Annotated in this window: 23 protein-coding genes and 1 riboswitch; of the genes, 9 read left to right on the forward strand and 14 right to left on the reverse strand. The window is 72.5% G+C overall.

The features are described 5' to 3' along the window. Positions 1-89: 89 nt before the first annotated feature. The 5 genes from ACWDRW_RS21800 to thiO all read right to left on the reverse strand — a co-directional run bounded on the left by ACWDRW_RS21800 (position 90) and on the right by thiO (position 5,175). Positions 90-968 (reverse strand): deoxyribonuclease IV, encoded by an 879-nt coding sequence (locus ACWDRW_RS21800; RefSeq protein WP_451725451.1) that lies wholly within the window; start codon positions 966-968, stop codon positions 90-92. 10 nt (positions 969-978) lie between these two features. Beyond that, the gene (pknB, locus tag ACWDRW_RS21805; protein WP_451725453.1) at positions 979-2,916 is read right to left on the reverse strand and encodes a Stk1 family PASTA domain-containing Ser/Thr kinase; all 1,938 of its coding nucleotides are present in this window, start codon (positions 2,914-2,916) and stop codon (positions 979-981) included. Between the two features lie 94 nt (positions 2,917-3,010). Further along, positions 3,011-3,805, reverse strand: coding sequence for a thiazole synthase (locus tag ACWDRW_RS21810; RefSeq protein WP_451725455.1), 795 nt, complete (start codon positions 3,803-3,805; stop codon positions 3,011-3,013). Between the two features lie 3 nt (positions 3,806-3,808). Next, a complete protein-coding gene (thiS, locus tag ACWDRW_RS21815) occupies positions 3,809-4,009 on the reverse strand; it encodes a sulfur carrier protein ThiS (RefSeq protein WP_451725456.1) in 201 nt (66 codons plus the stop codon). Next, positions 4,006-5,175, reverse strand: coding sequence for a glycine oxidase ThiO (thiO, locus tag ACWDRW_RS21820; protein WP_451725458.1), 1,170 nt, complete (start codon positions 5,173-5,175; stop codon positions 4,006-4,008). Before thiO ends, thiS begins: the two co-directional genes overlap by 4 nt. Continuing rightward, positions 5,173-5,284: riboswitch (TPP riboswitch) on the reverse strand. Its footprint overlaps the gene before it by 3 nt. Before the next feature lie 52 nt (positions 5,285-5,336). Between thiO and ACWDRW_RS21825 the strand changes: the two genes are divergently transcribed. From ACWDRW_RS21825 to ACWDRW_RS21850, 6 genes are all read left to right on the forward strand, one after another. Next, entirely contained in the window at positions 5,337-5,687 is a 351-nt protein-coding gene (locus ACWDRW_RS21825) for a hypothetical protein (protein WP_451725459.1), read from the forward strand. An 83-nt stretch (positions 5,688-5,770) separates the two neighbouring features. After that, complete coding sequence (locus tag ACWDRW_RS21830) at positions 5,771-6,934, forward strand: NAD(P)/FAD-dependent oxidoreductase (protein ID WP_451725614.1); 1,164 nt, start codon at positions 5,771-5,773, stop codon at positions 6,932-6,934. A gap of 67 nt (positions 6,935-7,001) precedes the next feature. Continuing rightward, positions 7,002-7,373 (forward strand): Rv2175c family DNA-binding protein, encoded by a 372-nt coding sequence (locus ACWDRW_RS21835; protein WP_451725461.1) that lies wholly within the window; start codon positions 7,002-7,004, stop codon positions 7,371-7,373. A 74-nt stretch (positions 7,374-7,447) separates the two neighbouring features. Next, positions 7,448-8,098: a thiamine phosphate synthase gene (thiE, locus tag ACWDRW_RS21840; protein WP_451725463.1), complete on the forward strand. Its 651-nt coding sequence runs from the start codon at positions 7,448-7,450 to the stop codon at positions 8,096-8,098. Between the two features lie 106 nt (positions 8,099-8,204). Then, the gene (gene metF, locus ACWDRW_RS21845) at positions 8,205-9,128 is read left to right on the forward strand and encodes a methylenetetrahydrofolate reductase [NAD(P)H] (protein WP_451725465.1); all 924 of its coding nucleotides are present in this window, start codon (positions 8,205-8,207) and stop codon (positions 9,126-9,128) included. Between the two features lie 56 nt (positions 9,129-9,184). Next, positions 9,185-10,120, forward strand: a complete 936-nt coding sequence (locus tag ACWDRW_RS21850) for an SCO2102 family sporulation regulator (RefSeq protein ID WP_451725467.1) — start codon at positions 9,185-9,187, stop codon at positions 10,118-10,120. Positions 10,121-10,171: 51 nt separating this feature from the next. Here ACWDRW_RS21850 and ACWDRW_RS21855 read toward each other — a convergent pair whose 3' ends face one another. From ACWDRW_RS21855 to ACWDRW_RS21875, 5 genes are all read right to left on the reverse strand, one after another. Then, positions 10,172-11,683 carry a phytoene desaturase family protein gene (locus ACWDRW_RS21855; RefSeq protein ID WP_451725468.1) on the reverse strand — a complete coding sequence of 504 codons (1,512 nt, stop codon included), beginning with the start codon at positions 11,681-11,683 and terminating at the stop codon, positions 10,172-10,174. A 30-nt stretch (positions 11,684-11,713) separates the two neighbouring features. Further along, positions 11,714-12,331 (reverse strand): DUF4126 domain-containing protein, encoded by a 618-nt coding sequence (locus tag ACWDRW_RS21860; protein WP_451725470.1) that lies wholly within the window; start codon positions 12,329-12,331, stop codon positions 11,714-11,716. 384 nt (positions 12,332-12,715) lie between these two features. Continuing rightward, positions 12,716-13,345, reverse strand: coding sequence for a TetR/AcrR family transcriptional regulator (locus ACWDRW_RS21865; RefSeq protein ID WP_451725471.1), 630 nt, complete (start codon positions 13,343-13,345; stop codon positions 12,716-12,718). A 23-nt stretch (positions 13,346-13,368) separates the two neighbouring features. Next, positions 13,369-15,453, reverse strand: a complete 2,085-nt coding sequence (locus tag ACWDRW_RS21870; protein ID WP_451725472.1) for a YhgE/Pip family protein — start codon at positions 15,451-15,453, stop codon at positions 13,369-13,371. Beyond that, positions 15,425-16,318 carry an ATP-binding cassette domain-containing protein gene (locus ACWDRW_RS21875; RefSeq protein WP_451725474.1) on the reverse strand — a complete coding sequence of 298 codons (894 nt, stop codon included), beginning with the start codon at positions 16,316-16,318 and terminating at the stop codon, positions 15,425-15,427. Before ACWDRW_RS21875 ends, ACWDRW_RS21870 begins: the two co-directional genes overlap by 29 nt. 160 nt (positions 16,319-16,478) lie before the next feature. On the opposite strand from ACWDRW_RS21875, the gene ACWDRW_RS21880 reads away from it, so the two are divergent. From ACWDRW_RS21880 to ACWDRW_RS21890, 3 genes are all read left to right on the forward strand, one after another. Beyond that, positions 16,479-17,042 carry an SAV_6107 family HEPN domain-containing protein gene (locus ACWDRW_RS21880; RefSeq protein ID WP_451725475.1) on the forward strand — a complete coding sequence of 188 codons (564 nt, stop codon included), beginning with the start codon at positions 16,479-16,481 and terminating at the stop codon, positions 17,040-17,042. Positions 17,043-17,194: 152 nt separating this feature from the next. After that, positions 17,195-18,019, forward strand: a complete 825-nt coding sequence (locus ACWDRW_RS21885; protein ID WP_451725476.1) for a methyltransferase — start codon at positions 17,195-17,197, stop codon at positions 18,017-18,019. Positions 18,020-18,296: 277 nt separating this feature from the next. Then, positions 18,297-18,686 carry a DUF3040 domain-containing protein gene (locus tag ACWDRW_RS21890; RefSeq protein WP_451725477.1) on the forward strand — a complete coding sequence of 130 codons (390 nt, stop codon included), beginning with the start codon at positions 18,297-18,299 and terminating at the stop codon, positions 18,684-18,686. Positions 18,687-18,841: 155 nt separating this feature from the next. Here the strand turns inward: ACWDRW_RS21890 and ACWDRW_RS21895 are convergent, their stop codons facing one another. The 4 genes from ACWDRW_RS21895 to ACWDRW_RS21910 all read right to left on the reverse strand — a co-directional run bounded on the left by ACWDRW_RS21895 (position 18,842) and on the right by ACWDRW_RS21910 (position 24,413). Then, complete coding sequence (locus ACWDRW_RS21895; protein WP_451725479.1) at positions 18,842-21,226, reverse strand: transglutaminase TgpA family protein; 2,385 nt, start codon at positions 21,224-21,226, stop codon at positions 18,842-18,844. Next, positions 21,223-22,587: a DUF58 domain-containing protein gene (locus ACWDRW_RS21900; RefSeq protein ID WP_451725480.1), complete on the reverse strand. Its 1,365-nt coding sequence runs from the start codon at positions 22,585-22,587 to the stop codon at positions 21,223-21,225. Before ACWDRW_RS21900 ends, ACWDRW_RS21895 begins: the two co-directional genes overlap by 4 nt. Next, a complete protein-coding gene (locus ACWDRW_RS21905; protein ID WP_451725481.1) occupies positions 22,587-23,627 on the reverse strand; it encodes an AAA family ATPase in 1,041 nt (346 codons plus the stop codon). The genes ACWDRW_RS21900 and ACWDRW_RS21905 overlap by 1 nt, the downstream gene beginning before the upstream one ends. 237 nt (positions 23,628-23,864) lie before the next feature. Beyond that, entirely contained in the window at positions 23,865-24,413 is a 549-nt protein-coding gene (locus tag ACWDRW_RS21910; protein WP_451725483.1) for a beta-class carbonic anhydrase, read from the reverse strand. Between the last annotated feature and the right edge of the window lie 378 nt (positions 24,414-24,791).

The raw sequence follows: 24,791 nt of genomic DNA on the forward strand, positions 1-24,791 counted from the left end.
AGGCAACGTTGCCCGTCAAGGAGCGGCGTCCGGTGCGTGCTCTCGGCGTGCCGGGCGACGCGACGGGGCGATCGTTGCCTGACGCGGCACTAGGGCGTCGACATCTCCCTGAGCTTCTTCAGCCGCTCCACGTCCGCCGCGTGCCCCTCCTTGCCGCCGGGCGTCTCGATGATCAGCGGTACGCCCTCGGTGGCCGGGTGGGTCATCAGCGCGCGGAAGGGGTCCTCGCCGATGTGTCCTGAGCCGATGTTCTCGTGCCGGTCCTTGTGGGCGCCGACCACGTCCTTGGAGTCATTGGCGTGGATCAGCTTCAGCCGGCCCTGACCGACCGTGTCCACCAGCAGATCGAGCGTCTGATGCATTCCGCTCGGCCCGGTCAGATCGTGGCCGGCGGCGAAGATGTGACAGGTGTCCAGACACACGCCCAGCTTCGGGTGGGCGTCCAGGGCCTCGAAGTACGGCCCGAAGTCCCAGGTGCGCGAGCAGAGCGAGAAGCCCTGCCCCGCGGTGGACTCCAGCAGCAGGAACGGGTCGTCGTCGTGGGTCAGCTCGTCGAGCAGCGGCAGCAGGTGCTCCCGTACCTGCCGCAGCGCCACCGAGCGGTCCCGGCCGCCGGTCGCGCTGCCCGTGTGGACGACCACGCCCAGCGCCCCGATCTCCCGCCCGCGCCGCAGCGAGTGCCGCAGCGACTCCACCGACCTCTCCACGGTCGCCTCGGTGTGCGAACCGAAGTTGATCAGGTACGGGGCATGGACGTACGCCGGTATCGACTCCTCCGCACAGGCGGCGCGGAACGCCTCGTCCTGCCGGGGGTTGCCGACCGGGGTGGCCCAGCCACGCGGATTGGCGACGAAGACCTGCACGGTCTCCGCCTTGAGATCACGGGCATAGGTCAGGCCGACGGAGTTCAGGCCGCCGGCCACGGGGACATGGCCGCCGACGGGGTTGCGGAACGGTTGCCGGGTCATCGGTCTGTCGTCACCGGATCTCGATCGTGATCGTCGAGCCCTTGGGCGCGGTCTCGCCGCCCTCGACGGACTGGCTCTCGACGGTGTCGCCGAACAGCCCCAGCAGCCCGCGGTCCTCGTCGACCTCGAAGCCCGCGGCCTCCAGCTCCGCCTTGGCGTCGTCGACCTTGTCGCCGACCACGTCCGGGACCTCGACCATCTCCGGGCCCTTGGACAGCGTCAGCGTCACCGTGTCACCCGTGACGACCTCGGTGCCGGCCTCCGGGTCCAGCGCGGCGACCTGGCCCTTGTCGTACTCGGAGGAGGTCACCTCCTGGGCCGCGACCCGCACCTTCAGGCCCGCCTCCTCCAGCTCGGCCCGCGCGTCCTCCAGGCTGTCGCCGAGGACGTCCGGCACGTCGACCGGGGCGCCCTTGCTGACGACCAGCGCGACGGCGGAGCCCGAGCGGCGCTCGGTGCCGGCCTCGGGGTTCGTCGAGATCACGAAGCCCTTGGGCACGGAGTCGCTGAACTCCCGGGTCACCATGCCCGGCTCCAGCCCGTCGTCCCTCAGCAGCGCCCGGGCCTTGTCCAGGCGGTGGCCCGCCAGGTCCGGGACCTTCACGACCTCGGGACCCTTGGAGATCGTCAGGTTCACGGAGTCGTTGTGCCGGATCCGGCTGCCCGCGGCGGGGTCGGTGCTGATGACCTGGCCGCGCTTGACGGTGTCGCTGAAGGCGAGCTCGACCTTGCCGAGCTCCAGACCGGCGTCCGCCAGCCGGTCCTCGGCCTGCGCCTCCGTCTTCGTCAGCAGCGCCGGGACCTGGGTGAACTGGCCGGAGTTGATGTACCAGACGCCCGCGCTGACGCCGAGGACGAGCAGGACGGCGACCACGAGGGCGAGGGGACCGCGGCGGGAGGACCCGGCGCGGGGCCGGTCGGCCGGAGGCAGCGGCGCGCTCTCCAGGCGGCTCGTGTGGAAGCGGCGGTCCCGCTCCTCCTCCTCGTTGACCGGCAGGGGGCGCGGCACCGTCAGGGAACGCGGGATCACGCTGGTGCGGTCCTCGGCGTTGTCGTGATCGGCGGAGAGCGCCTGTGGGGGCAGCGCGTCCAGCTGCTCGGCGCCGAGCGCGGCACGGGTGTCGCGGGCCTCGGCGAGCAGGGCGACCGCGTCGAACGGGCGGACGTCCGGGGTGCGCGCGGTGGCCGAGGCGACCAGCGCGTCCAGCTCGTAGGCCAGCCCCGGGACGACGGCCGAGGGCGGGGGCACGTCCTCGTGCAGGTGCTTGTAGAGCACGATCGCGGGGGATTCGCCGCTGTGCGGCTGTTCGCCGGTGAGCATCTCGTACAGGACGACACCGCACGCGTACACGTCGACGCGGGCGTCGGCGGTGCCGGGCTGGTCGATCTGCTCGGGGGCGAGATAGGCGACCGTGCCGAGGACGGCACCGGTGGTGTTGGTGACCGAGTCCACGGAGCGCACGAGCCCGAAGTCGGCGACCTTGACCCGGCCGTCGTCCCCTATCAGCACGTTCTCCGGCTTCATGTCCCGGTGCACGAAACCGGCCCGGTGCGCGGCGCCCAGCGCGGCGAGCACCGGCTCCAGGATGTCCAGGGCGGCGCGGGGCTGCAGGGCCCCGCGGTCGCGCAGCACGTCCCGCAGGGTGCAGCCGGCGACGTACTCCATCGCGAGATAGACGTAGGACCCGTCGGTGCCCTGGTCGAAGACCTGGACGACATTGGGGTGCGCGAGCCGGGCGACGGACTTGGCCTCCCGGATGAACCGGTCCACGAAGGTCGCGTCGGCCGCGAGGCCGGGGTGCATCACCTTCAGGGCGAGCACGCGGTCGAGCCGGGTGTCCACGGCCCGGTAGACCGTGGCCATCCCGCCGACGGCGATTCGCGCTTCCACGCGATAACGTCCGTCGAGCACCTGCCCGACCAGCGGGTCCTGAAGGGTCGTATCCACGCAGGCGAGTGTACGAGCAGCGACTGACACGGCCGGCTCTCAGTCCGGGATAGGGGCGGTACTGAAGCCGACCTGTGACGCAACCCACGCTTCGTCAGAACGCGGGCCGCTCCGGATCCAGCACCGCCCTGCCCTCGACCGGTGACGACGCCTCCGCGAAGTGACGGCGGGGGATCCGGCCCGCCCGGTGCGCGAGACGCCCGGCCTCCACCGCGTGGCGCATGGCGTCGGCCATCAGGACCGGCTCCTTCGCCCGCGTCACCGCCGAGGCGAGCATCACACCGGCGCAGCCCAGTTCCATCGCCAGCGCCGCGTCGGAGGCCGTGCCGGCGCCCGCGTCCAGGATCACCGGCACGCGCGCGTGCTCCACGATCAGCTGGAAGTTGTGCGGGTTGCGGATCCCGAGGCCGGAGCCGATCGGAGAGCCCAGCGGCATGATCGCCGCGCAGCCCACGTCCTCGAGCCTGCGGGCCAGCACCGGGTCGTCGTTCGTGTACGGCAGCACCGTGAAACCGTCGTCCACCAGCGTCTCCGCCGCGTCCAGCAACTCGATCGGGTCCGGCAGCAGGGTCCGCTCGTCGGCGATGACCTCCAGCTTGATCAGGTCGGTGCCGAGCGCCTCCCGCGCGAGACGGGCGGTCAGGACCGCCTCGCCGGCCGTGAAGCACCCGGCCGTGTTCGGAAGCACCTGGATGCCGAGCCTGTCCAGCACCGACAGCACGGATCCGTGCACCGAGGCGTCCACCCGCCGCATCGCGACGGTGGTCAGCTCCGTTCCGGACGCCACGAGCGCCCGCTCCAGCACCTCCAGGCTGGGCGCACCGCCGGTGCCCATGATCAGCCGGGACGAGAAGGACGTACCGCCGAGGACAAAGGGATCGTCGGCCATGGGTCAGCCTCCTTGGACGGCCGTGAGGACCTCGACCCGGTCTCCCTCGGACAGGGAGGTCGCGGACCACTGCGCGCGCGGGACGACGGTTTCGTTGAGGGCGGCGGCCACTCCGGAGGGCGCCGCGGTGAGGGACTTCACGAGCGTGTCGAGAGCCGTTCCGGGCTCGATCGACCGCCGCTCGCCGTTGACCGAGATGTTCATACGGGCTGCTCCGTGAGGGCGAACTGCCGGGCGAATCGCTTCGGGCTGAACGGGCGGGCCTCGTCGGTGAGTTCACCGGTGGCCAGGGCATGGGCGAGGGCGTCACCGGTGACGGGTGTCAGCAGCACGCCGTTGCGGTAGTGGCCCGTGGCCAGCAGCAGGCCGTCCAGCTCCGTCGGGCCGAGCAGCGGCGCGTTGTCCGGTGACCCGGGCCGCAGCCCCGCCCGGGTCTCCGTCAGCGGCAGCTCGGTGATGCCGGGCATCAGCTCGTGCGCGTCGCGCAGCAGCTCGTACACGCCGCCCGCGGTCACCGTGGTGTCCCAGCCGAGCTCCTCGCTGGTCGCGCCGACCACCAGCTCGCCGTTCTCCCGCGGCACCAGGTAGACCTGGCTGCCGCGCACCACCGCGCGGACGGTCCGGCTCAGGAACGGCGCGTGCCGCCGCGGCACGGTCAGCCGCAGCACCTGCCCCTTGACGGGCCGCACGGGGGGAAGCACGGCGTCGGGGACACCGGCGAGGCGTCCGCTCAGGCTCCCGGCGGCCAGGACCACTTGCCCGGCCGCGGGCTCGGCACCCGCGCGCGTGACGACGCCCGCCGCCCGGTCCCGGGTCACCACGAGCCGCTCGGCCCAGTCCCGGTGGAAGACCACCCCGGCCCGCTCGCAGGCGGTCACCAGCGCCTCCGCCAGCCGGCGCGGATCGATCTGGTGGTCGCCGTCCACCCGCAGCCCGCCGCGCACGCTCGGTGCGAGCATCGGCTCGAGCCGCCGGCAGTCCCGCCCCGACAGCCACTCGGAGTCGAGCCCCGACTCCTGTTGCAGCGCGTGCAGTTCCCGCAGGTGCGCCCGGTCGTCGGCGTCCAGCGCGACCGCGAGGGTGCCGCACTGGCGGTAGCCGAGGTCCTGGCCGGTGAGGTCGGCGAGCTCTGCCGCGAAGTCGGGGTAGCGGCGGGCGGAGGCCAGATTCAGGCCGAGCAGCGTCTGCTCGCCGTAGTGCAGTTCCGTGACGGCGGCCAGCATTCCGGCCGCCACCTGGGCGGCGCCGCCGCCCGGCTCGGGGTCCAGCACGGCCGCGGAGAAGCCGCGCTGAGCCGCTCTCCAGGCCGTGACCAGGCCGATGATCCCGCCCCCGATGACAAGGACGTCTGACGTTGGCGTACGCGACATGGGCGTCCAGCCCCTCCCTTCGCCGGCATGACCCGGATCAGGTTCGTACGGTCGGAGGCCGCCAGCCTCCCTCTCAGCCCGGTGCGTCCGGGCTCCCGCGAGTGCTCTACGTTGGCCACCCTAGCCGCCCGCCGTATGTCTCAGTAAGGGAGCCTCCGCCCGTGGCCCGCTCGCTCGACGGTCTCGTCCTCGCCCCTGTCACCGATCAGGCCCCAGGTCAGGTGGGCACCCGCACCCGGTTCACATACCACGAGAAGGACGGCGAGATCTGGGCCGAGTACGCGGGCGGCGATGTCGTACGCGGGCATCTGGTGGGTAGGCGGGAGGGTGACCGGCTGGACTTCCGGTACGTGCAGCTCAAGCACGACGGGACCACCTCGTCGGGGCACTGTGTGTCGACCGTGGTGGAGCTGCCCGACGGGCGCGTGCGCCTGGAGGAGACCTGGGAGTGGGAGTCCCAGCCGGGATCCGGGACCAGCGTTGTGGAGCAGGTCACGCGGCACGACGGCTGACTGACAGTTTGTCAGTTGGCTAGGGTGATCAGGTGAGCGAGCAGAAGACGTCGCAGCGGACGGTGGTGGTGGTCGGCGCCGGCATGGCCGGGGTCCAGACCGCGGTCGCCCTGCGCGAACAGGGCTTCTCGGGCACGGTGACCGTGATCGGCGCCGAACCGCACCAGCCCTACGACCGGCCCCCGCTGTCCAAGGCCGTGCTGCTCGGCAAGGCCGAGGACTCCGCCTTCGACGTGGACTTCGAGGCGCTCGGCATCGACCTGCGACTCGGCCGCGAGGTCCTGGGCGTGCGCCCCGGCGACCATCAGCTGGACACCGCCGAGGGGCCCGTCCCGTACGACGTCCTCGTCCTCGCCACCGGTGCCGAACCGATCCGGCTGCCGGGAGCCGAGGGCGTCCCCGGGGTGCATCTGCTGCGCACCCTCGACGACGCCGAGCGGCTGCGGCCGGTGCTCGCCCGGCAGCACGACATCGTGGTCGTCGGGGCCGGCTGGATCGGCGCCGAGTTCGCCACCGCCGCGCGGGAGGCGGGCTGCTCGGTGACGGTCGTCGAGGCCGCCGACCGGCCGCTCGCGGGCGCGCTGCCCGCCGACGTGGCCGCGCCGATGACCGCCTGGTACGCCGACAGCGGGGCCGACCTGCGCACCCACGCGCGCGTGGCCCATGTCGAGCCCGGCGAGGTCGTCCTCGACGACGGCTCGCGGCTGCCCGCGGGCGCCGTCGTGGTCGGCATCGGCGCCCGGCCCGCCACCGCCTGGCTGGCGGGCTCCGGCATCGAGCTGGGCACGTACGGCGAGGTCGTCGCCGACGACCGGCTGCGCACCTCGGTGGCGGACGTGTACGCGGTCGGCGACTGCGCCTCCTTCCCCTCGGGCCGGTACGGCGAGCGGCTCCTCGTCCACCACTGGGACAACGCCCTCCAGGGCCCGCGCACGGTGGCCGCCGACATCATCGGTGAGACCCCGCTGGTCTACGACCCGGTCCCGTACTTCTGGTCCGAGCAGTTCGGCCGCTTCGTCCAGTACGCCGGACACCACGCCTCCGCCGACCTCACCGTGTGGCGCGGCGACCCCGCCGGCCCCGCCTGGAGCGTCTGCTGGCTGCGCGAGGGCCGGCTGGTCGCCCTGCTGGCGGTCGGCAGGCCCCGGGACCTGGCCCAGGGCCGCAAGCTGATCGAGGCGGGCGCGCACCTGGACCCGACGCTCTTGGAGGACCCGGCGAGGCCGCTGAAGTCGGCGCTCGCGTAGCCGCGGTCCGGCCTGGTCGGAGCCGCCTGGCTTCCTGATGTCAGTGCGGGATGGCAGGCTTGTTTCCGTGACCGAGATTGACGCAAAGATCGATGCTCTCGTCCCCGCCTGGCTCACCCTCCCCGACATCGCCGAAATGCTCGACGTCGAGGTGACACGTGTGCGGCAGCTGGTCAAGGAGGGCCAGCTCATCGCCGTACGCCGTGGTGAGAACCGCGCGCTGCACGTCCCCGCCGCCTTCATCGACGGCGCCGAGCAGAAGGTCGTCAAGGGCCTGGCCGGCACTCTGACGCTGCTCCGGGACGACGGCTTCACCGACGAAGAGATGCTGGAGTGGCTCTTCACCCCCGACGAGAGCCTGCCCGGCACCCCCGCGCAGGCCCTGAGCGAGAATCGCGGCACGGAGGTGAAGCGCCGCGCCCAGGCGCTCGCCGTCTGACCTGATCAACAGTCCCGGTGTACGGGCCACGGCCGGTCCGCGGCCCGTACACCACCGACCACGGGGGAACACGTATGCCCGCCACCGCCCGAGACCGCTTCACCGACGCCCGGCTGTACCTCTGCACGGACGCCCGCAAGCGCCAGGGCGACCTCGCCGAGTTCCTGGACGCGGCCCTGGCGGGCGGTGTCGACATCGTGCAGCTGCGGGACAAGGGAATGGAGGCCGCCGAGGAGCTGGATCACCTCGCGGTCTTCGCCGAGGCCTGCGCGCGCCACGGCAAGCTGCTCGCGGTCAACGACCGCGCGGACGTGGCCCACGCCGCGGGCGCCGACGTGCTGCACCTCGGCCAGGGTGACCTGCCGGTCCCGGCCGCCCGCGCGATCCTCGGCGAGGACGTCGTCATCGGCCGCTCCACACACGCGGAGTCCGAGGCGGAGGCGGCGGCCGCCCAGGAGGGCGTGGACTACTTCTGCACCGGCCCCTGCTGGCCGACCCCCACCAAGCCCGGTCGGCACGCCCCGGGCCTGGACCTGGTCCGGCACACCGCGGCCCTCGGTACCGACCGCCCCTGGTTCGCCATCGGCGGCATCGACCTGGGCAACCTCGACGAGGTCCTCGACGCGGGCGCCCGCCGGGTCGTCGTCGTGCGGGCGATCACGGAGGCGGACGACCCGGGTGCCGCGGCGGCGGAGTTCTCGAAGCGGCTGCGGCAGGCTCAGTAGCCCCCGGCGGCCACCGTTTGTCCAAGGGCTGGACAACAACCCGACAAATCGGGCAAATACCCACCGTCCGGTTGGGGGACCGACGCCCCCTGGCTAACCTGCGGGTATGGCCCTCGGCACCGCATCCACCAGGTCGGACCACGCTCGTACCGTGCGCGAGATGCTCGCGACCGGCAAGACGACGTACTCGTTCGAGTTCTACGCCCCGAAGACCCCGAAGGGCGAGCGGAACCTGTGGAACGCGCTGCGCCGGGTCGAGGCCGTGGCGCCCGACTTCGTCTCCGTGACCTACGGCGCGGGCGGCACCACCCGCGCCGGCACGGTCAAGGCGACCGAGGCCATCGCCTCCGACACCACGCTCACCCCGATCGCCCACCTCACCGCCGTCGACCACTCGGTGGCCGACCTGCGCAACATCATCGGGCAGTACGCCGACGCCGGGATCCGCAACATGCTGGCGCTGCGCGGCGACCCGCCCGGCGACCCCATGGGCGACTGGGTGCCGCATCCCCAGGGCCTCACCTACGCGGCCGAGCTCGTCGAGCTGATCAAGGCCTCCGGTGACTTCTGCGTGGGCGTCGCGGCCTTCCCGGCGATGCACCCGCGCTCCGCGGAGTGGGAGACCGACGTCCGGCACTTCGTGGACAAGTGCCGGGCCGGCGCCGACTACGCGATCACCCAGATGTTCTTCGACCCGGAGGACTACCTCCGGCTGCGGGACCGGGTCGCCGCGTCCGGGTGCGAGACCCCGATCATCCCCGAGATCATGCCGATCGCCAGTGTGAAGACCCTGGAGAGGATTCCGTCCCTCACCAACGCGGCCTTCCCGGCGGCTCTGAAAGAGCGGATCCTCACAGCGAAAGACGATCCGGCCGCTGTACGCTCCATTGGCATCGAGTTCGCCACGGAGTTCTGCGCGCGGCTGCTGGCCGAGGGAGTACCCGGCCTGCACTTCATCACGCTCAACAACTCCACCGCGACACTGGAGATCTACGAGAACCTGGGTCTGCACCATCCTCCGCAGGCCTAGACCGGTCGCACCGCTGTACGACACACTGCGTAACGGCCACTGGGAGAGGGGCGTACATGGGCTGGACGGTCCTCTACATCGCGTTCGGCGTCGTCGCGCTGTGGCTGCTGGGCGAGGTGCTGCTGCAGTACAAGGCACGCCTGCGCTGGCGGCTGCTCGCCTTCGGCGGCTTCCTCGGCGTCGTCGGCGGGGTGCTGATCTCGCAGGTGATCGTCATCGGTCTGGGTGCCGCCGCCTTCGCGGTCGGCCAGACCTACGTCACGCTGTCGTTCCGCCGCGGCTTCGCCTCCGGCTGGGCGGTGAACGCTCCGGCGCTGGCCGGCAGCAAGCGCCGCCGCGGTGAGCCGGACCGCCAGGACCCGACCCTGGAGGTCTCCGACCTCGAGGCGGACGAGGGCCACTACGGCGAGGACGAGCGCTACGGCGATCGCGCGGGCTACGGCCAGGACGACGCCTACGACCGCGACGACGTCTTCACCCCCTCCCGTGCGGCGCAGCCCTCGGCCGCCGAGACCACGGCGGTCTACGAACCGCAGCCGATGCCGGACGACACCGGCTCCTACGGCGTCTACGGCACCACCCCGGACCCCTCCTACCAGCCCCAGGAGCAGTACGCGACGGCCGCCCAGGGTGGTGAGCAGTCCTACGGCTACGACGGCTACACCGGGTACGACCAGCAGCAGTACGGCTACGACACCACCGGTCAGCAGCAGTACGCCGCCTACTCCGACCCGTACATCGGCACCCAGACCTACGGCGGCGGCTCGTACGACACCGGCTACGGCCAGCAGTACGGCCAGCAGGGCTACGCCCAGGACCAGTACGTCACCGGCACCTACACCGGCGAGACCCCGCCCGGCGGGGTGTGGGTCCCGCAGCAGCGCACCACCGAGGACCCCTACGGCGGCGAACTCCCGCCGGAGCAGCCGTATCCGTACCAGGGCGGCCAGGGGCAGCAGGGTGGCGGGTACGACGAGCAGTACCGCTTCTGAGCGATCTTCACCGAGCGGCGCCGAGGGCCTTGCCGGCTCTCGGCGCCGTCGTCATTGAGAGCCCTGGAAGTCCGGGCCCTCCACGATCAGTCCGGCGACCAGCGCGCCCGACATGCCCGCGTGGGGGAGCCCACCGCCGGGGTGCGACCAGCCGCCGACGCTGAACAGGCCCGGTATCCGGGTGCTGTTGGCCGGGTGGAGGAACGTCCCCTCCGCCGCGGCCAGCGCGGGCGCGGGCACTCCGCCGCCCTCGGCGCCGGTCTCCGCGCGGGTGTGCACCGGGGTACGGACCTCGCGCCACAGCGTCCGCTCACGAAGGCCCGGTACCGCGCGCTCGGCGGCCTCCACCATCCGGTCCGCGAAGGAGTCGGCGGCGCCCGGGGCCGTCCAGTCGTAGTGGGTCTGCGAGGGCACCGTCGCGGTGAGCACCACCGGCTCGTGCTTCTCGTCGGGCCGCAGGGCGGGGTCGTCGGGGCGACAGACGCGGACGGTCGGCCGCCCGGGCGGCTCACCGAGCCCGAAGGCCCCCAACTCGGACTGCCGGTCCGGGGTGTGCACCACCGTCAGATGCGCGGCCGCCGCCTCGCGCGCGCCACGCAGGGCGAGACAGACCACGACCCGGCCGTGGGCCGACCCCTCCGGCCGGGGCTCGACGTCCGCCACGCCGTACAGCTCCCGGCCGCGCACCAGATGGCCGAGCCGCCACGGCCCGCCGCCGACGACGAGGTCAGCCTCGGTCACCGTCCCGTCGGCGAGCTCCAGACCCGCCGCCCGGCCGTCCTTCTCCACGACCCCGGTCACCACGGCGCCGAAGTGAAACTCGACCTTCCGGGCCAGGCACCGCTCGTACAGCGCACGCGCCAACTCCCGGATGCCGCCGCGCACATACCAGGTGCCGAAGGCGTGCTCCATGTACGGCAGGACGGCCGCGCTCGCCGGAGCTACCTCGGGATCCAGGCCATATGCCAGGGCGTGGCTCTCCAGCAGTGCCGCCAGCCGAGGGTCGCGCAGCTCCCAGGCGCCGATCTCGGCGAGGGTGGTGGCCCTCCGCGTCCGGAGCAGCCGCTTGTGGGGGACCGCCGGATAGGGCTCGCGCTCGGCCAGGACCTGCCAGTTGGGCCACAGGGGCTCCTCCAGGAGCGGTCTGCGGCTGCGGTCCCACGCCTCGCGGGCCCGCACCAGGAAGTCACCCCAGCGCCCGCCCGTGCCCGCGCCGAGCGCCTCGTCCAGGGCGGCGACGACTCCCGCGCGGGAGGCGTTCGGCAGCGCGACGTCGGTGCCGTCCGCGAACACATGCCGTGACGACGGGTCGACCTGGACCAGGTCGACGCAGTCCTCCAGGGGCTCCTTGCCGGTCTTGACGAACACATCGCGCCAGACCGCGGGCAGGGGCAGCAGGCCGGGGCCGGTGTCGAAGGAGAAGCCGTCCCGCTCGAAGCGGCGCACCGCTCCGCCGTACGTCTCCGTACGCTCGTACACCGTCACCCGGTGGCCCGCGACGGCCAGCCGTGCAGCGGCCGCCATCGCGCCGGTCCCGGCGCCGATCACCGCAATCCTTGCCATGTGAGGGACTTTATCCGCGAGCACTGACAGTCACGGCGGCGGAGGCCGCTCGGGCCGCGCCGCCAACCGCCGCTCCTCCCGGCCCTGGGCCCTGCGGCGCAGGAACCGGCGGATGCGCGAGGCGAGGAAGAACAGCACACCGAGACCGGCGAGCAGCAGCACCCCGGCGATGATCGCGGCAGCCTCCGGGTTGAACATCGCGAACGTGACGAGCGCGCCGACGCCGAGGTCCTCGGCCAGGCTCACGATCACGTTGCTGAACGGCTCCGGGGAGGTGTTCACCGCCATCCGGGTCCCGGCCTTGACCGCGTGGCCGGCCAGCGCCGAGGAACCGCCGACCAGACCCGCCGCCACCTCCGGCAGCGATCCGCTCTGCCCGGCGAGCAGCGCGCCGATCCAGGCGCCGACGACCGGACGGATCACCGTGTGCACCGAGTCCCACGCGGAGTCGACGTACGGGATCTTGTCGGCGACCGCCTCGCACAGGAACAGCACACCCGCCACGATCAGCACCTCGGGGCGCTGGAGCGACTCGGGGACCTCCTCGCTCACCCCGGTCGCGCCGAAGACGCCGAGGAGCAGCACCACCGCGTACGCGTTGATGCCGCTGGCCCAGCCGCTCGTGAAGACGAGGGGGAGTACCGACACGGACGCGATGGTAGCCAGGCCGGGGGCCGGTCGGCATGGGCCCGGACGCGCACGACTGAGTACGCATACCTAGGCGCGGAGATGAGTACGCGCGCGGATGGGGGACGACCTGCGGGAACGAGAGAGTGGAGGCACGGAGAAAGGGACCGGCTCCGGCACCGGCGACACGGGGCGCCGGAACGGAGCCGCCCTGGATCCGCTCCTTCCGCCGGCCCGCGCGTCGGCGGAAGCGAGACACGGGGAACCCGGGGGACACGACCGGACGGGGGACCGACGGGGGACAACGGGGGCGTACGGCGAAAGCGCCGGTTCGCGGGGTGGCACGCGGGGGAACGTAGCCACGGCGGACCGGCGCTTTCGTGTGCGCCGTGGGCGGGGTGGGGCCTAGCCCCGGCCGCTCACCCGTCCCTGGAGCAGCCGCGACAGCGCCGCGTGGACGTCGTCCAGGGAGCGCTCCGGCTGGAACGACTGCCAGTCCAGAGCGGCCACCAGCACCATGCCGACCAGGGCGGCGGCGGTCAGCTGGATGTCGATCTCGTCGCTGAACTCGCCGTTCGCCACGCCGTCGCGCAGCACGCCCTCCACCACGGCCACGACGTCCTGCCGCACCACCATGAGGGTGGACTGCCAGGCCCGGTTGGTGCGCCACAGCTCGGCCACGTACAGCTGGGTGAAGGCCGGGTAGGCGGCGATGAAGCCGAGCCCCGCGCGGATCATCGCGTCCAGGGCGTCCACCTTGGTGCCGCCGTCGCGGTCCGTCCGCTCGGCCGCGTCCTGCAAGGAGGCCTTGAGCAGGCCCACGCCGTGCCGCAGCAGCTCCTCGAAGAGAACCGACTTGCTCGCGAAGTTGTAGTACACCGTGCCCTTCGCGACCCCGGCCCGCTCGGCGATCTCGTCCACCGTGGTGGCGGAGAAACCCTGCTCTGCGATGAGGGTGACGGCGGCCTCGTAGAGCTTCTGCCGGGTGGCCTCACGGCGCGTGCTGCCGCCCGACGCGGCGTTGCTGCTGTCCATGGCCATGATTGTCCCGCGCGTGCTCACAGGCTCAGCTCCGGGTGCAGCCGGTCGAGCGTCCACACCTGGCGGCGGCGCGCCGACAGCGCGGTCAGCGCGAGGGCGCCCGCGGTGAAGACGGCGAGCACCACGCACGCGTGCCACACCGGTTCCAGCCCGCCGCCCGTGATGAGCCTCCTGAGGGCCTCGACGACGTAGCTCATCGGCAGGAAGGGGTGGAGGGCGTTGAAGAAGCCAGGGCTGGTCTGTACGGGGTACGTGCCGCCCGCGGACGTCAGCTGGAGCATCAGCAGCGCGAGCACGAGGATCCGGCCGGCCGCCCCGAAGCGGGCGTTCAGCCACTGCACGATCGAGGCGAAGCACGCCGTCACCAGGAACAGGAAGCCCACCGTCCCGCCCGCGCGGGCCATCTGGAGCCCCACCGCCCAGTGCAGCACCGACATCAGGGCCACCGTCTGGAGCACCCCGATCGCCACCACCGGCAGCCAGCCCGCCAGCGCGATCCGCCAGGCCGAGGCGCCCGCCGCGAGGGCCCGCCGGTTCATCGGCGCGATCAGCATGTACGCCACCATCGATCCCACCCACAGGGACAGCGGGATGAAGTACGGCGCGAACCCGGTGCCGTAGTTGGGCGCCTTGTGCAGGTCCTCGGAGACCAGCCGGACCGGGTCGGCCATCACCTCGGTGCGCTCGTCGCGGTCCCGCTTGCCGTAGTCGGGGATCTGCTCGGCGCCGTCGTGCAGCCCGTCCGAGAGGTCCCCGGAGCCGTCGACGAGCTTGTACAGGCCCGACTTGAGGTCCTTGGCACCGGTCCTGAGGTCGCCGACGCCCTCGTCCAGGTCCGTGGCCCCGGTGCTGGCCGTGCCGAGCCCCGTGTGGAGCTTCCCGGCGCCGGCGGCGACCTTGGCGGCGCCCTCGTTCAGGTCGTTGATCTTGGTGACGGCGTCGTCGAGGTCCTCGGAGAGGTGCGGCGCGCGGTCGGCGAGGGCCTGCGCCTGCTTCTCCAGGGTGGCCAGGTGTCCGTCGAGCTTGTCCAGGTCGCCGGCCTGGTCGGCGATCAGCGTGTTGACGTCGTCGGCGATCCCGGCCACGTCCGCGGCGGCGTCCTTGGCCGTCTTCAGGTCGGCGCAGGCCGCGTCGGGCAGGACGGCGTCCTCGCAGCGCGCCTTGTGGACGCGGTTCAGGTCGTCGGAGGCCTTGCGCGCGTTCTCGGCGGCGGTCGGGGCCCGCTCGACCAGGGCGTCCAGGTTGTCGCGGATCGCCCCGGAGGCGTCGGCGACCAGCTGGGCGGTGCCGCCGATGGTCTTCTCGTTGTCCTTCAGGAACGGACCGACCTTCTCGGCGGTCGCGTTGACCTTGTCGGCGAGCTTCTGGGTGCCCTCGGCGACCTTCGCCGAGCCGTCCTCCAGGTCGCCCGCGCCCTTGTCGAGCTTCTTCAGCCCCTTGGCCAGCTTGCCGCTGCCCGCCTTGGCGTCCTTCAGCCCGTCGGCGAGGTCGCGCGAGCCCTTCTCGGCCTTCCCGATGCCGCTCTCCAGCTTGTCGGCGCCCTCGGCGGCCTTCACCGTCTCGCCGTGGATGTCGGAGAACGAGATGAAGATCCGGTCCAGGAAGGACCGCGAGGCCTTGGTGGACGCGGCGTCGCGCACCTCGCTGAACACCGTCCGGGAGATCTGCCCGACGATGTAGTTGTTGGCGTCGTTGGTGCGCACCTGGAGCGCGCCGGTCTCGGGGGACTTCCCGGAGCTGGACGCGATCCGCTCGCTGAAGTCGGCCGGCATGGTCAGGGACAGGTAGTACGTGCCGTCCTCCACGCCCGCGCGGGCCTCGTCGGAGCTGACCTCGTGCCAGTCGAAGACCTCACTGTCGCGCAGGCGTTCGACGATGTCGTCGCCCGCGGTGATCTTCTTCCCGTCGGCCTTCGCGCCCCTGTCGTCGTTCACCAGCGCCACGGGGATACGGTCCAGACGGCCGTACGGGTCCCAGAAGGACCACAGGTACAGGGCGCCGTACAGCAGCGGCAGCACCAGCAGCGCCACCAGGGCGGCGCGCGGCAGCTTTCCCCGCCCGAACCGCCGGATCTCAAGCGCGGCGAGCTTCGGCGAACGCATCGGCGGACACCCCCTTCGCGTCGTCCCGCCGGGCCTCTTGCCGACCCTCGTCGTCCTGCGGGGCCTCTTCCGGGCGCCCGTCTTCCTGCCGGGCTTCTTCCGGGCCCCCGTCTTCCTGCCCGGCGGCCTCGTCCTCGCGCCCGTCGTCGGGCTCGGCCTCGTCCCGCCCCCCGTCCTCCCGGGGTGCCGTGGACACGGCGACCGCCCCCTCCGGCGCCTCGCTGCACACCGCCAGCACCGTCGTCCCGGACTCGGCGATCGACTTCAGCAGCGCCCAGACCACGTCCCGTTCGGCGTCGGAGAGCTTGAGGTCGGTGTCGTCCACGCCCAGCAGCCCCGGCTCGCCGATCAGCGCCAGCGCCACCGAAAGCCGCAGCGCCTCCACCCGCTCCAGATCGCGCACGGCGGTCCTGGAGCCCTTCGGCAGGGCATCCAGGTCGAGTCCGGCGCCGGCCAGGGCCCGGTCGATCCGCAACCGGGTCTCCGTCGCCCGCTCCACCCGGGGACGCAGCAGTCCCCGCAGGGAGCCGCCGAACCGCCGCTGGAGCAGCGCCCGCTCGCGCAGGTGCTCGGCGACGGTGAGCGCCGGGTCCAGGTCGGTGACACCGGGGACGTGGGCGAGGGCGCTGCGGCGTCGCGCCGCCCCGAGCTGCTTCGGCAGCGCGGCCCCGCCCACCCGGGCCGTGCCCTCGGTGGCCTTCATCCGTCCGGTGAGCGCGAGCAGAAGACACGTGCGCCCGGATCCGGACGGTCCCTCCACCGCGATCAGTGAGCCCGGGTCCGCCTCGAAGGAGACCCCGCGGAACGCCCATCCGCGGGGCCCTTCGAGGCCGAGGCCCTGGGCCGTGACGCCTGCTGCGGCCACGGCTCCCCCATCCCCTTTTTTGAACTGACTGGTCAGTGCAAAAACTAACCCGAACTGTCGATCGAAGCAAAAGTGCAGGTCAGAACGGATTGTCAGTGCCATACCTCACGATGGGCACATACGGCACCCGTGCCGTCACACAGACGACAGGAGGTTCGTCATGGCCAGCTACCACGCAGCCGCCGCCCGCCGGCGCCGCGCCACCGGCCCTGCCCCCTCACTGACCGGCCCGGCGAGCGATGTGCACCCCGTGCTGCGCCGGGCCACGGCCCCGCCCGCCGCCCTCGACCTGCTCGCCCAGGCCCGCGCCGGACTCGACGAGGCAGCCGTCCTGGAGACCCCGAACGAGCGCTATGCGACGGCCCACCTGGCCGCCCTGCGCACCGCGGCCGCCGTCCTCGCCGCGCGAGGACGCCCCGAGCCGTCACTCCGACGCCGGGCCCGCATCAGGAGCGCCTGGGAAGTGCTCCCCGAGATAGCGCCCGAGCTCACCGAATGGAGCGCGCTGTTCGCCTCCGGGGCCCGGCGCCGCGCCCGGGCCGAAGCGGGCATCCAGGGCGCGGCCAGCCGCCGGGACGCCGACGACCTGATCCGGGACGTGGCGATGTTCCTGCGGCTCGTCGAGCGGATGCTGGTCCTCCAGCCCGTGCTTCCACAGCCCCGCCAGGACATCGAGCAGGGAGAGGGGGGACCCCCGGGCCAGGGCTTCCCGGACGCGGGCTGAGGGCCCGCGGCGGCACGCGGTGACAGGTCCGGCGCCGAAGGCAATAGGGTGGGAGACGCCTGAAGCCGTCCCGCTCCGGTACTCCGGGCCGGACGGCAGCCCGTTCGCTCCGCCGCAACCAGAGGCGGTGCCGCGCCGAGGAGTCAACAGCCGTGTCGGACCCGATGCGCCCGCCCGTCGCCCACCACCACCCTCAAGTGACGTCGCTGCGCTCCGACCCCCGTCCCCGCGCCTCGCTGCGCACCGCGGTGGTGTGGGAAGTCCTCCAGGAGGCTCTCGACCGCCAGGTCAAGGCCACCGGCCGGGAGGTGCTGGACGTCCTCGACGCCGGAGGCGGCAGCGGCAAGTTCGCGGTGCAGGTGGCAAGCCTCGGTCACCGGGTCACCGTGGTGGACCCCAGCCCCAACGCCCTGTTCGCGCTGGAGCGCCGCGCCGCCGAGGCCGGCGTCGCCGACCGCGTCCAGGGCGTTCAGGGCGACGCCCACGGTCTCTTCGACGTGGTCGAGCGCGGCGGCTACGACGCGGTGCTGTGCCACGGCGTCCTGGAGTACGTCGACGACCCGGCCGAGGGCGTCCGCAACGCCGTGGCCGCCCTGCGCCCGGGGGGCGTCCTGAGCCTGCTCGCCGCCGGACTCGGCGGTGCCGTGCTGGCCAGGGCCCTCGCCGGTCACTTCAAGGAGGCCAAGCAGGCCCTGGAGGACCCGAACGGCCGCTGGGGCGCCGGGGACCCCGTGCCGCACCGCTTCACCGCCGAGCAGCTCACCGCACTGGTCGAGGGCGCGGGCCTGCGGGTCGGCGCCGTGCACGGCGTACGGGTCTTCGCCGACCTGGTGCCCGGCGTCCTGGTGGACACCGAACCCGGAGCCCTGGAAGCGCTGCTCAAGCTGGAGGAGGCGGCGGCCGAGCTGCCCGCCTTCCACTCGGTGGCCACGCAGCTCCATGTGCTCGGTGAGCCGCGGGGGACCACCGAGACCTGAGCCGGCTCCTGAGGCGCGCCGCTGATCAGGTACTTGGCCGCACATGGAGTACGCCACAGGCCCCCCGATCGGGCGGCCAGCGCCGTATGATCGAGGGAGACCGCCCGGCATGACGGGTCGGCCGCTGGGGAATGCAGATTTCAGCGAGCCGAGACGTCCATGGCGGATCCCGGTTGGCCAATTGGCGTAGAGGGGCGGGTTTCACGGGGGCGATTCCCTGCCTATCCTGAAGGGACCCCCCGGGTCGCCCCGGCGACTGCACGATGAGGAGGACTCCGTGCCGCTCTCGGAGCACGAGCAGCGCATGCTCGAGCAGATGGAGCGAGCGCTGTACGCCGAAGATCCCAAGTTCGCGACAGCGCTTGAGGGAAGCGGGCTGCGCACGTACACCCGGCGTCGGGTGTACCAGGCGGTGGCCGGCTTCCTCGTGGGTATCGCGCTCCTCATGGCTGGAATGGTCGCCAAGCAGGTCTGGCTCAGCGTGGTGGGGTTCCTCGTCATGCTGGGCTGTGCGGTACTCGCCGTGACCGGCTGGCGCAAGGCCCCCAAGCCGGGTGAACAGCCCGCAGGCGGTCAGCAGGCCGGTCGACAGGGTCGGGCCAAGCGCTCCATGATGGACCGGATCGAGCAGCGCTGGCAGCGGCGCCGCGACGAGCAGGGCCACTGAGGCAACGAGCCGCAGCTCCTGGACATACGTGAGGGGGCGACCACCGCGGGGTGGTCGCCCCCTCACGCACGCGCTCAAACAGGCCGGCGGTGAGACGACGAGCAAGGCCCGGGCGGACAGCACCCGCCCGGGCCTTCTCTGCTGTCGCCCCTCGGTCAGCCCCGCTGCCCCGAGGGCCTGCCCACCGGCGGCCGGGTCGCGGCGACCCGCTTCTTGAGCCCGCTCCACCACGCTGCCGTCGCCCACACCACACGCACGGTCGAACGCGGCAGGAACATCGCTCGAAGCCGCGTGCCCCGGCTGAGCGTGTCCCGCAGGGCGGCGACCACCCGGCGGACGTCCTCCGCGAGCCCCGCCGTCGGGCGCGGCCGGGGGGCGTACAGGACCTGCTCCACGGCGTCGGCCACCCGGTGCACGGAGGCCGCCGCCTCCCCGTCCAGGTGCCCGAGCCGCACGATCCGGGCGGCCGCCTTGCGTGGGGTCTGCGACTCCTCCGGCGCGATGCCGAAGTCCCACGCCGTGTCGGTGAGCTCCTGCCAGACCGCCAGGATGTGCGGCGCCACGTCCGCCTCACCGCGGCCGTGCGCCCCGAGCCGCACCGCTCTGGTCCGCAGCCGCCACAGCATGGGCGCCAGCGGGATCAGCAGGGCGGCGAGTCCGGCGAGGGACCAGCCGAGGATCGTGTACCACTTCGGGCCGTCGTCGTCCGAGGCCAGTGCGGCCTGCGGGGACTCGCTCGCGCACAGCTCCGGCCTGCCGCCCGCGGCGCAGCTCTCGCTCTCCGAGGGGGCGGCGCTCGGCGCCGAGCTCGCCGACTGGGTCGGCCGTGCCACGTCCGGCAGGGTGTTGCCGGGGGTGTTCGTCTGGGTGTACGAGGGCACCGAGCCCCGGGTCGGGGTCGGCTCGAAGCGGGTCCAGCCGACGCCCTCGAAGTACAGCTCCGGCCAGGCGTGGGCGTCCTTCAGGCCCACCGACACCGATTCGTCGCCCTGCGGGGTGCCGGGCGCGAAGCCCACCGCGACCCGGGCCGGTATGCCCAGCGAGCGGGCCATCGCCGCCATCGAGAAGGAGAAGTGGACGCAGAAGCCCTGCTTGTCCCTGAGGAACCGGACGATCGCCGACGAACCGCTGCCGACCTGCACCTCGGTGTCGTACTGGAAGCCGCCGGTGACGGCGAAGTACTCCTGGAGCTTGACCGCCTGCTCGTAGTGGCCGCTCGCGCCCTCGGTGACCTCGCGCGCGGTCCGGGCGACCTCCTCCGGCAGCGACGACGGCAGCTCGGTGAACTCCCGCTTGATGGCCGCCGACGGCTCCGGCGCCGAGGCGAGCTGCTCCGCCGTGGGCTGCACGTCCAGGCTGCGGACCGTGTACGTCATGCCGCGGGTGTTCTGGCCGTGGTCGCCGACCAGGGTCATGCCCAGCGGCTCGTAGCGCCAGTTGCCCTCGATGTCCACGCCGCTCGGCGGGTACGGCATCGGCAGCCAGTCCTGGGCGTACCAGTTGGCGGCCGATATCCGGGTCGCGATCTCCGTGCGCTTGATGTCCGCGCCGAGGCCGATGGGGGTGGGGAACTGCTCGTCAGGGACCGAGGTGATGTTCCGCTTGGACGGCTTCCAGGTGGTGCCGTCGAAGTCGTCCAGGGACACGATCCGCAGGTACAGGTTGGACAGGTCCTTCGTGGTGGTGCGCAGGGAGAGGACCTGGCGGTCCTCGTCCACGTTCAGGCTGTCGCGCAGCGACACCAGCGGGTTCACCGCGGAGATCGTGCCGCCGCTCCCGGCACCGGAGCCCACTCCGGTGCCGGCGCCGTCCAGCAGGCCGCCGTTCATCGCGGGCAGCCCGAGCGGCACGACCAGGGCGATACCCAGCGCGACCACGCCGATCCGCCGCCCGGTGCGCACCGGCGCCAGCGCCCCGGTGGTCTCACCGCCCGGGGCGCGGGGTGCGCCGCCGAAGACGCGGCCCCACTGCGAGAGCCGGTCGCGGCCCTCCGCCAGCAGCAGCATCAGATAGCCGGCCGACGCGACCAGGAACCACAGCCAGTCGGCGCCGCCGTCGGACAGGCCCGCGGCGACCGAGTACAGCGCGAGCAGCGGCAGCCCGGCCGGGGCCGCGCTGCGGAAGGTCACCGCGAGGGTGTCCACCGCGAGCCCGATCACCAGGACACCGCCGACCAGCATCAGCCGGATGCCGTCGGACAACGGCGCCGGGATGGCGTACCTGCTGACGTCGTCGGTTCCCATCTGCAGCAGGTCGGCGAATCGCGTGAAGGCCTGCGGTCCCGGGATCAGCCCGATGAGCGCCTGCTCCCGGGCGAAGGTCAGGGTCAGCAGCATCAGCGTGACCAGGGCCTGCGCGGCGACGGTCAGCGAACGGGCCAGCGGCACCCTGCGGGCCGCCATGCCGACACCGGTCTGCACGGCCAGCAGGAAGGCCGCCTGGAACAGCCAGGTGGGTTCGTCGACGAGGGGCAGCAGGGCGCTCGCCGCGGCCAGTGTGGCCACGGCGGCGCACAGTGCCAGTCGTGCCCGCCCGCTCATGCCGGTCCCTCCCCACCACTGGCGGCGACGACGCCCGAGCGCTCACGGTCCGCCTGGCGCCACAGCTCGTTCAGCGAGGCGCCCCGCGGCACGCTCAGCGCCGTCCAGCCCGCCTCCCGCAGCATCCGCAGCCGCTCCTCGCTCCTGTCCAACGGCCCGGCCACGTCGGACGGTTCCCGCACCCAGGTCTCGCTGTCCAGCACGAAGGCGAGGGCGCCCCCGCTGCGCTGGCGCATCCGGCCGACCACCGCGGCCTGTTCCTCGTCGAGGTCGCCGAAGAACGCCACCAGCAGCCCCTCGTTCCCGCCGCGCAGCACGTCGTAGGCCCGCGACAGGCCGGTGCCGTCGGAGTGGTCGATCACGGCCAGGGTGTCCATCATCAGCCCGGCCGCGTCCGCCGATTCCTGGCTGGCGCCCGCGAAGCCGTCGGTGCCCTCGCCGGGCACCGAGCTTCCGGTGTCCGTCAGCAGCCGTACGGAGAAGCCCCGCTCCAGCATGTGCACGAGGACGGAGGCCGCGCCCGACACGGCCCACTCGAAGGCGGAGTCCGGACCCGCGCCCCGGAAGGCCAGGCCCCTGGTGTCCAGCAGCACCGTGCAGCGGGCGCGCTGCGGCTGCTCCTCGCGGCGCACCATCAGCTCGCCGTAGCGGGCCGTGGACCGCCAGTGCACGCGGCGCAGATCGTCGCCGTAGCGGTATCCGCGCGGGATGACGTCGTCCTCGCCGGCCAGGGCCAGCGAGCGCTGCCGTCCGTCGCCGTACCCCTTGGCCTCGCCGCTGAGGCGCACCGGCGGCAGCGGCTCCACGCGCGGGATCACCGTCAGGGTGTCGTACGTGGAGAAGGAGCGGGTCAGCTCGCACATGCCGAACGGATCGCTCAGCCGCAGCTGGAGCGGGCCCAGCGGGTAGCGGCCGCGCAGGTCGGAGCGGACGCGGTAGGAGACCTCACGGCGGCCGCCCGCCTCCACCCGGTCCAGGACGAACCGGGGGCGCGGGCCGAGGACGTACGGGACCCGGTCCTGGAGCATCAGCAGGCCGGTGGGCAGCCGCGAGACGTTGTCCATCCGCAGATGGACCCGGGCCTCGCTGCCCGCGGGCACCCGCGCGGGGGAGAGCCGACGGCTGCCGGCGACCCGGTAGCGGGTGCGGTAGAGGACGGCCGCGCAGACCAGGGGCAGCACCGCGAGCAGCAGACCCACGCGCAGCAGGTCGCTCTGCCCGAGGACGTACGAGCAGATCGCGGCCGCCACCCCGGCGGCCAGGAAGGAGCGGCCACGCGTGGTCAGACCGGACAGCGCGGTGCGCAAGCCGCCCTGCTCGCCCCGGTCGGCCTCCGCGTGCCCCGTCCCTCCGGTGCTCATCACAGCCTCCGCGGCGGCTGCTGGGGATAGGCCGGGGTGCCCCGGCCGAGGCCGCCGAAGCCGGTCTGCTGCGCGGGCGCGGCGGGCACCGGGGTGCCCTGCAGGATCTCCTGCACGACCTGCTCCGACGTACGGCGGTTGAGCTGGGCCTGGGCGGTGGGCAGCAGCCGGTGGGCCAGTACGGCCACGGCGAGGGCCTGCACATCGTCCGGCAGCGCGTACTCCCGGCCGCTCAGGGCGGCGGACGCCTTCGCCGCGCGCAGCAGGTGCAGCGTCGCGCGCGGGGAGGCGCCGAGTCTGAGGTCGGGGTGGGTGCGGGTGGCGGCGACCAGGTCCACCGCGTAGCGCCGGACCGGTTCGGCGACATGGACCCCGCGGACGGCGTCGACCAGCTTCACGATGTCGTGCGCGTGGGCCACCGGCTGCAGGTCGTCCAGCGGGTTCACCCCGCCGTGGATGTCCAGCATCTGCAGCTCGGCCTCCGCGCTCGGGTAGCCGATGGAGACCCGGGCCATGAAGCGGTCGCGCTGGGCCTCGGGCAGCGGGTAGGTGCCCTCCATCTCGACCGGGTTCTGAGTGGCCACCACCATGAAGGGACTGGGCAGCTCGTAGGTCTGCCCGTCGATGGTGACCTGCCGTTCCTCCATGGACTCCAGCAGCGCCGACTGGGTCTTGGGCGAGGCACGGTTGATCTCGTCGCCGATCACGATCTGCGCGAAGATCGCACCCGGCTTGAACTCGAAGTCCCGGCGCTGCTGGTCCCAGATGGACACACCGGTGATGTCCGAGGGCAGCAGGTCGGGGGTGAACTGGATACGCCGCACCGAACAGTCGATCGACCGCGCCAGCGCCTTGGCCAGCATCGTCTTGCCGACGCCGGGGACATCCTCGATCAGAAGATGCCCCTCGGCGAGCAGCACGGTCAGCGAAAGCCGTACGACCTCGGGCTTGCCCTCGATCACTCCCTCCACCGAACTGCGGACACGCTCCACGGTGGCGGTCAGATCACTGAGGCTCGCTCGATCGTCATAGGTCGTCACCCGGCCCTCCTCGGCCCGTTCTTTCCGGGCCGACGCTCTGCGTTGCGGACCGGCCCACCCCGAAACACGGACACCACACGTGAAAAGTTCCGTGCGACGTCACACCCGCATTCTTGCTGCCGTTACCGTTTCGTGTCACTCGCCTGTGGACAACTGCCTGCGATATGTCGGGTCTTACCGCCTTTTGGGCACCCTGGAGCCGGAAATCAACAGCGAAACGACAGCTTCGGCGGAGGGTTACGCGGCGTCGATCTCGCGCAGCAGGCCCGTCGTCACGTCGAAGACGAAGCCCCGCACGTCGTCGGTGTGCAGCAGGAACGGCGAGGTCCGCACGCGCTGCATGGACTGGCGTACGTCCTGGTCGACGTCCCGGAACGCCTCCACCGCCCAGGCCGGGCGCTGGCCGATCTCCTGCTCCAGCTCGTTGCGGAAGTCCTCGGTGATCGCCTCGAGGCCGCAACCGGTGTGGTGGATGAGCACGACGCTGCGCGTGCCCAGCTTGCGCTGGCTGATGGTGAGCGAGCGGATCACGTCGTCGGTGACGACACCGCCCGCGTTGCGGATGGTGTGGCAGTCGCCGAGCGAGAGACCGAGCGAGGCATGCAGGTCGATACGGGCGTCCATGCAGGCCACCACGGCGACGTGCAGAACCGGTCGGGCGTCCATGCCCGGGTCGGTGAATGCGGCGGCGTACCGCTCGTTCGCCTCGACGAGACGGTCGGTGACCGTGCCGCCGTCGGCTATGGCGCCTTGGGGACCTGCGGGAACAGATGCAGAAGTCGTCATACCTATGACGTTACTGGTCACCCGCGGCCGCGTCCCGTTGTGAGGGGGGACAAAGAGCGTCATTGAGTGTTGTTGTGAGCTAACCCACAAGGGTGGCGCGAGTGCGCCTGTAGGAGTGAATTCCCTCCGTCCCCGGCTTCGGACCGACCCCGGGCCGCCACGCGCAGGCCGGTTGATTGACCGCGAGACAGGGTGGACTAAAGTGACGCGAAGCGGGAGGCGAGGTCTCCCTGCTGGACTGAACTTCCCGTAGGACCCGGCGCGCCCGCCGGAGATCTCCCCACGTGCGCGGCGCGTACGTACGGCTCGGCCTCCTCCCGCTCCCGGCCGGCTGACGCCTCCGGCGCCGGCAGGCCTCCCCTTCACTGGGGGTCCCCC

Source organism: Streptomyces sp. NPDC003635 (genome assembly GCF_053587635.1).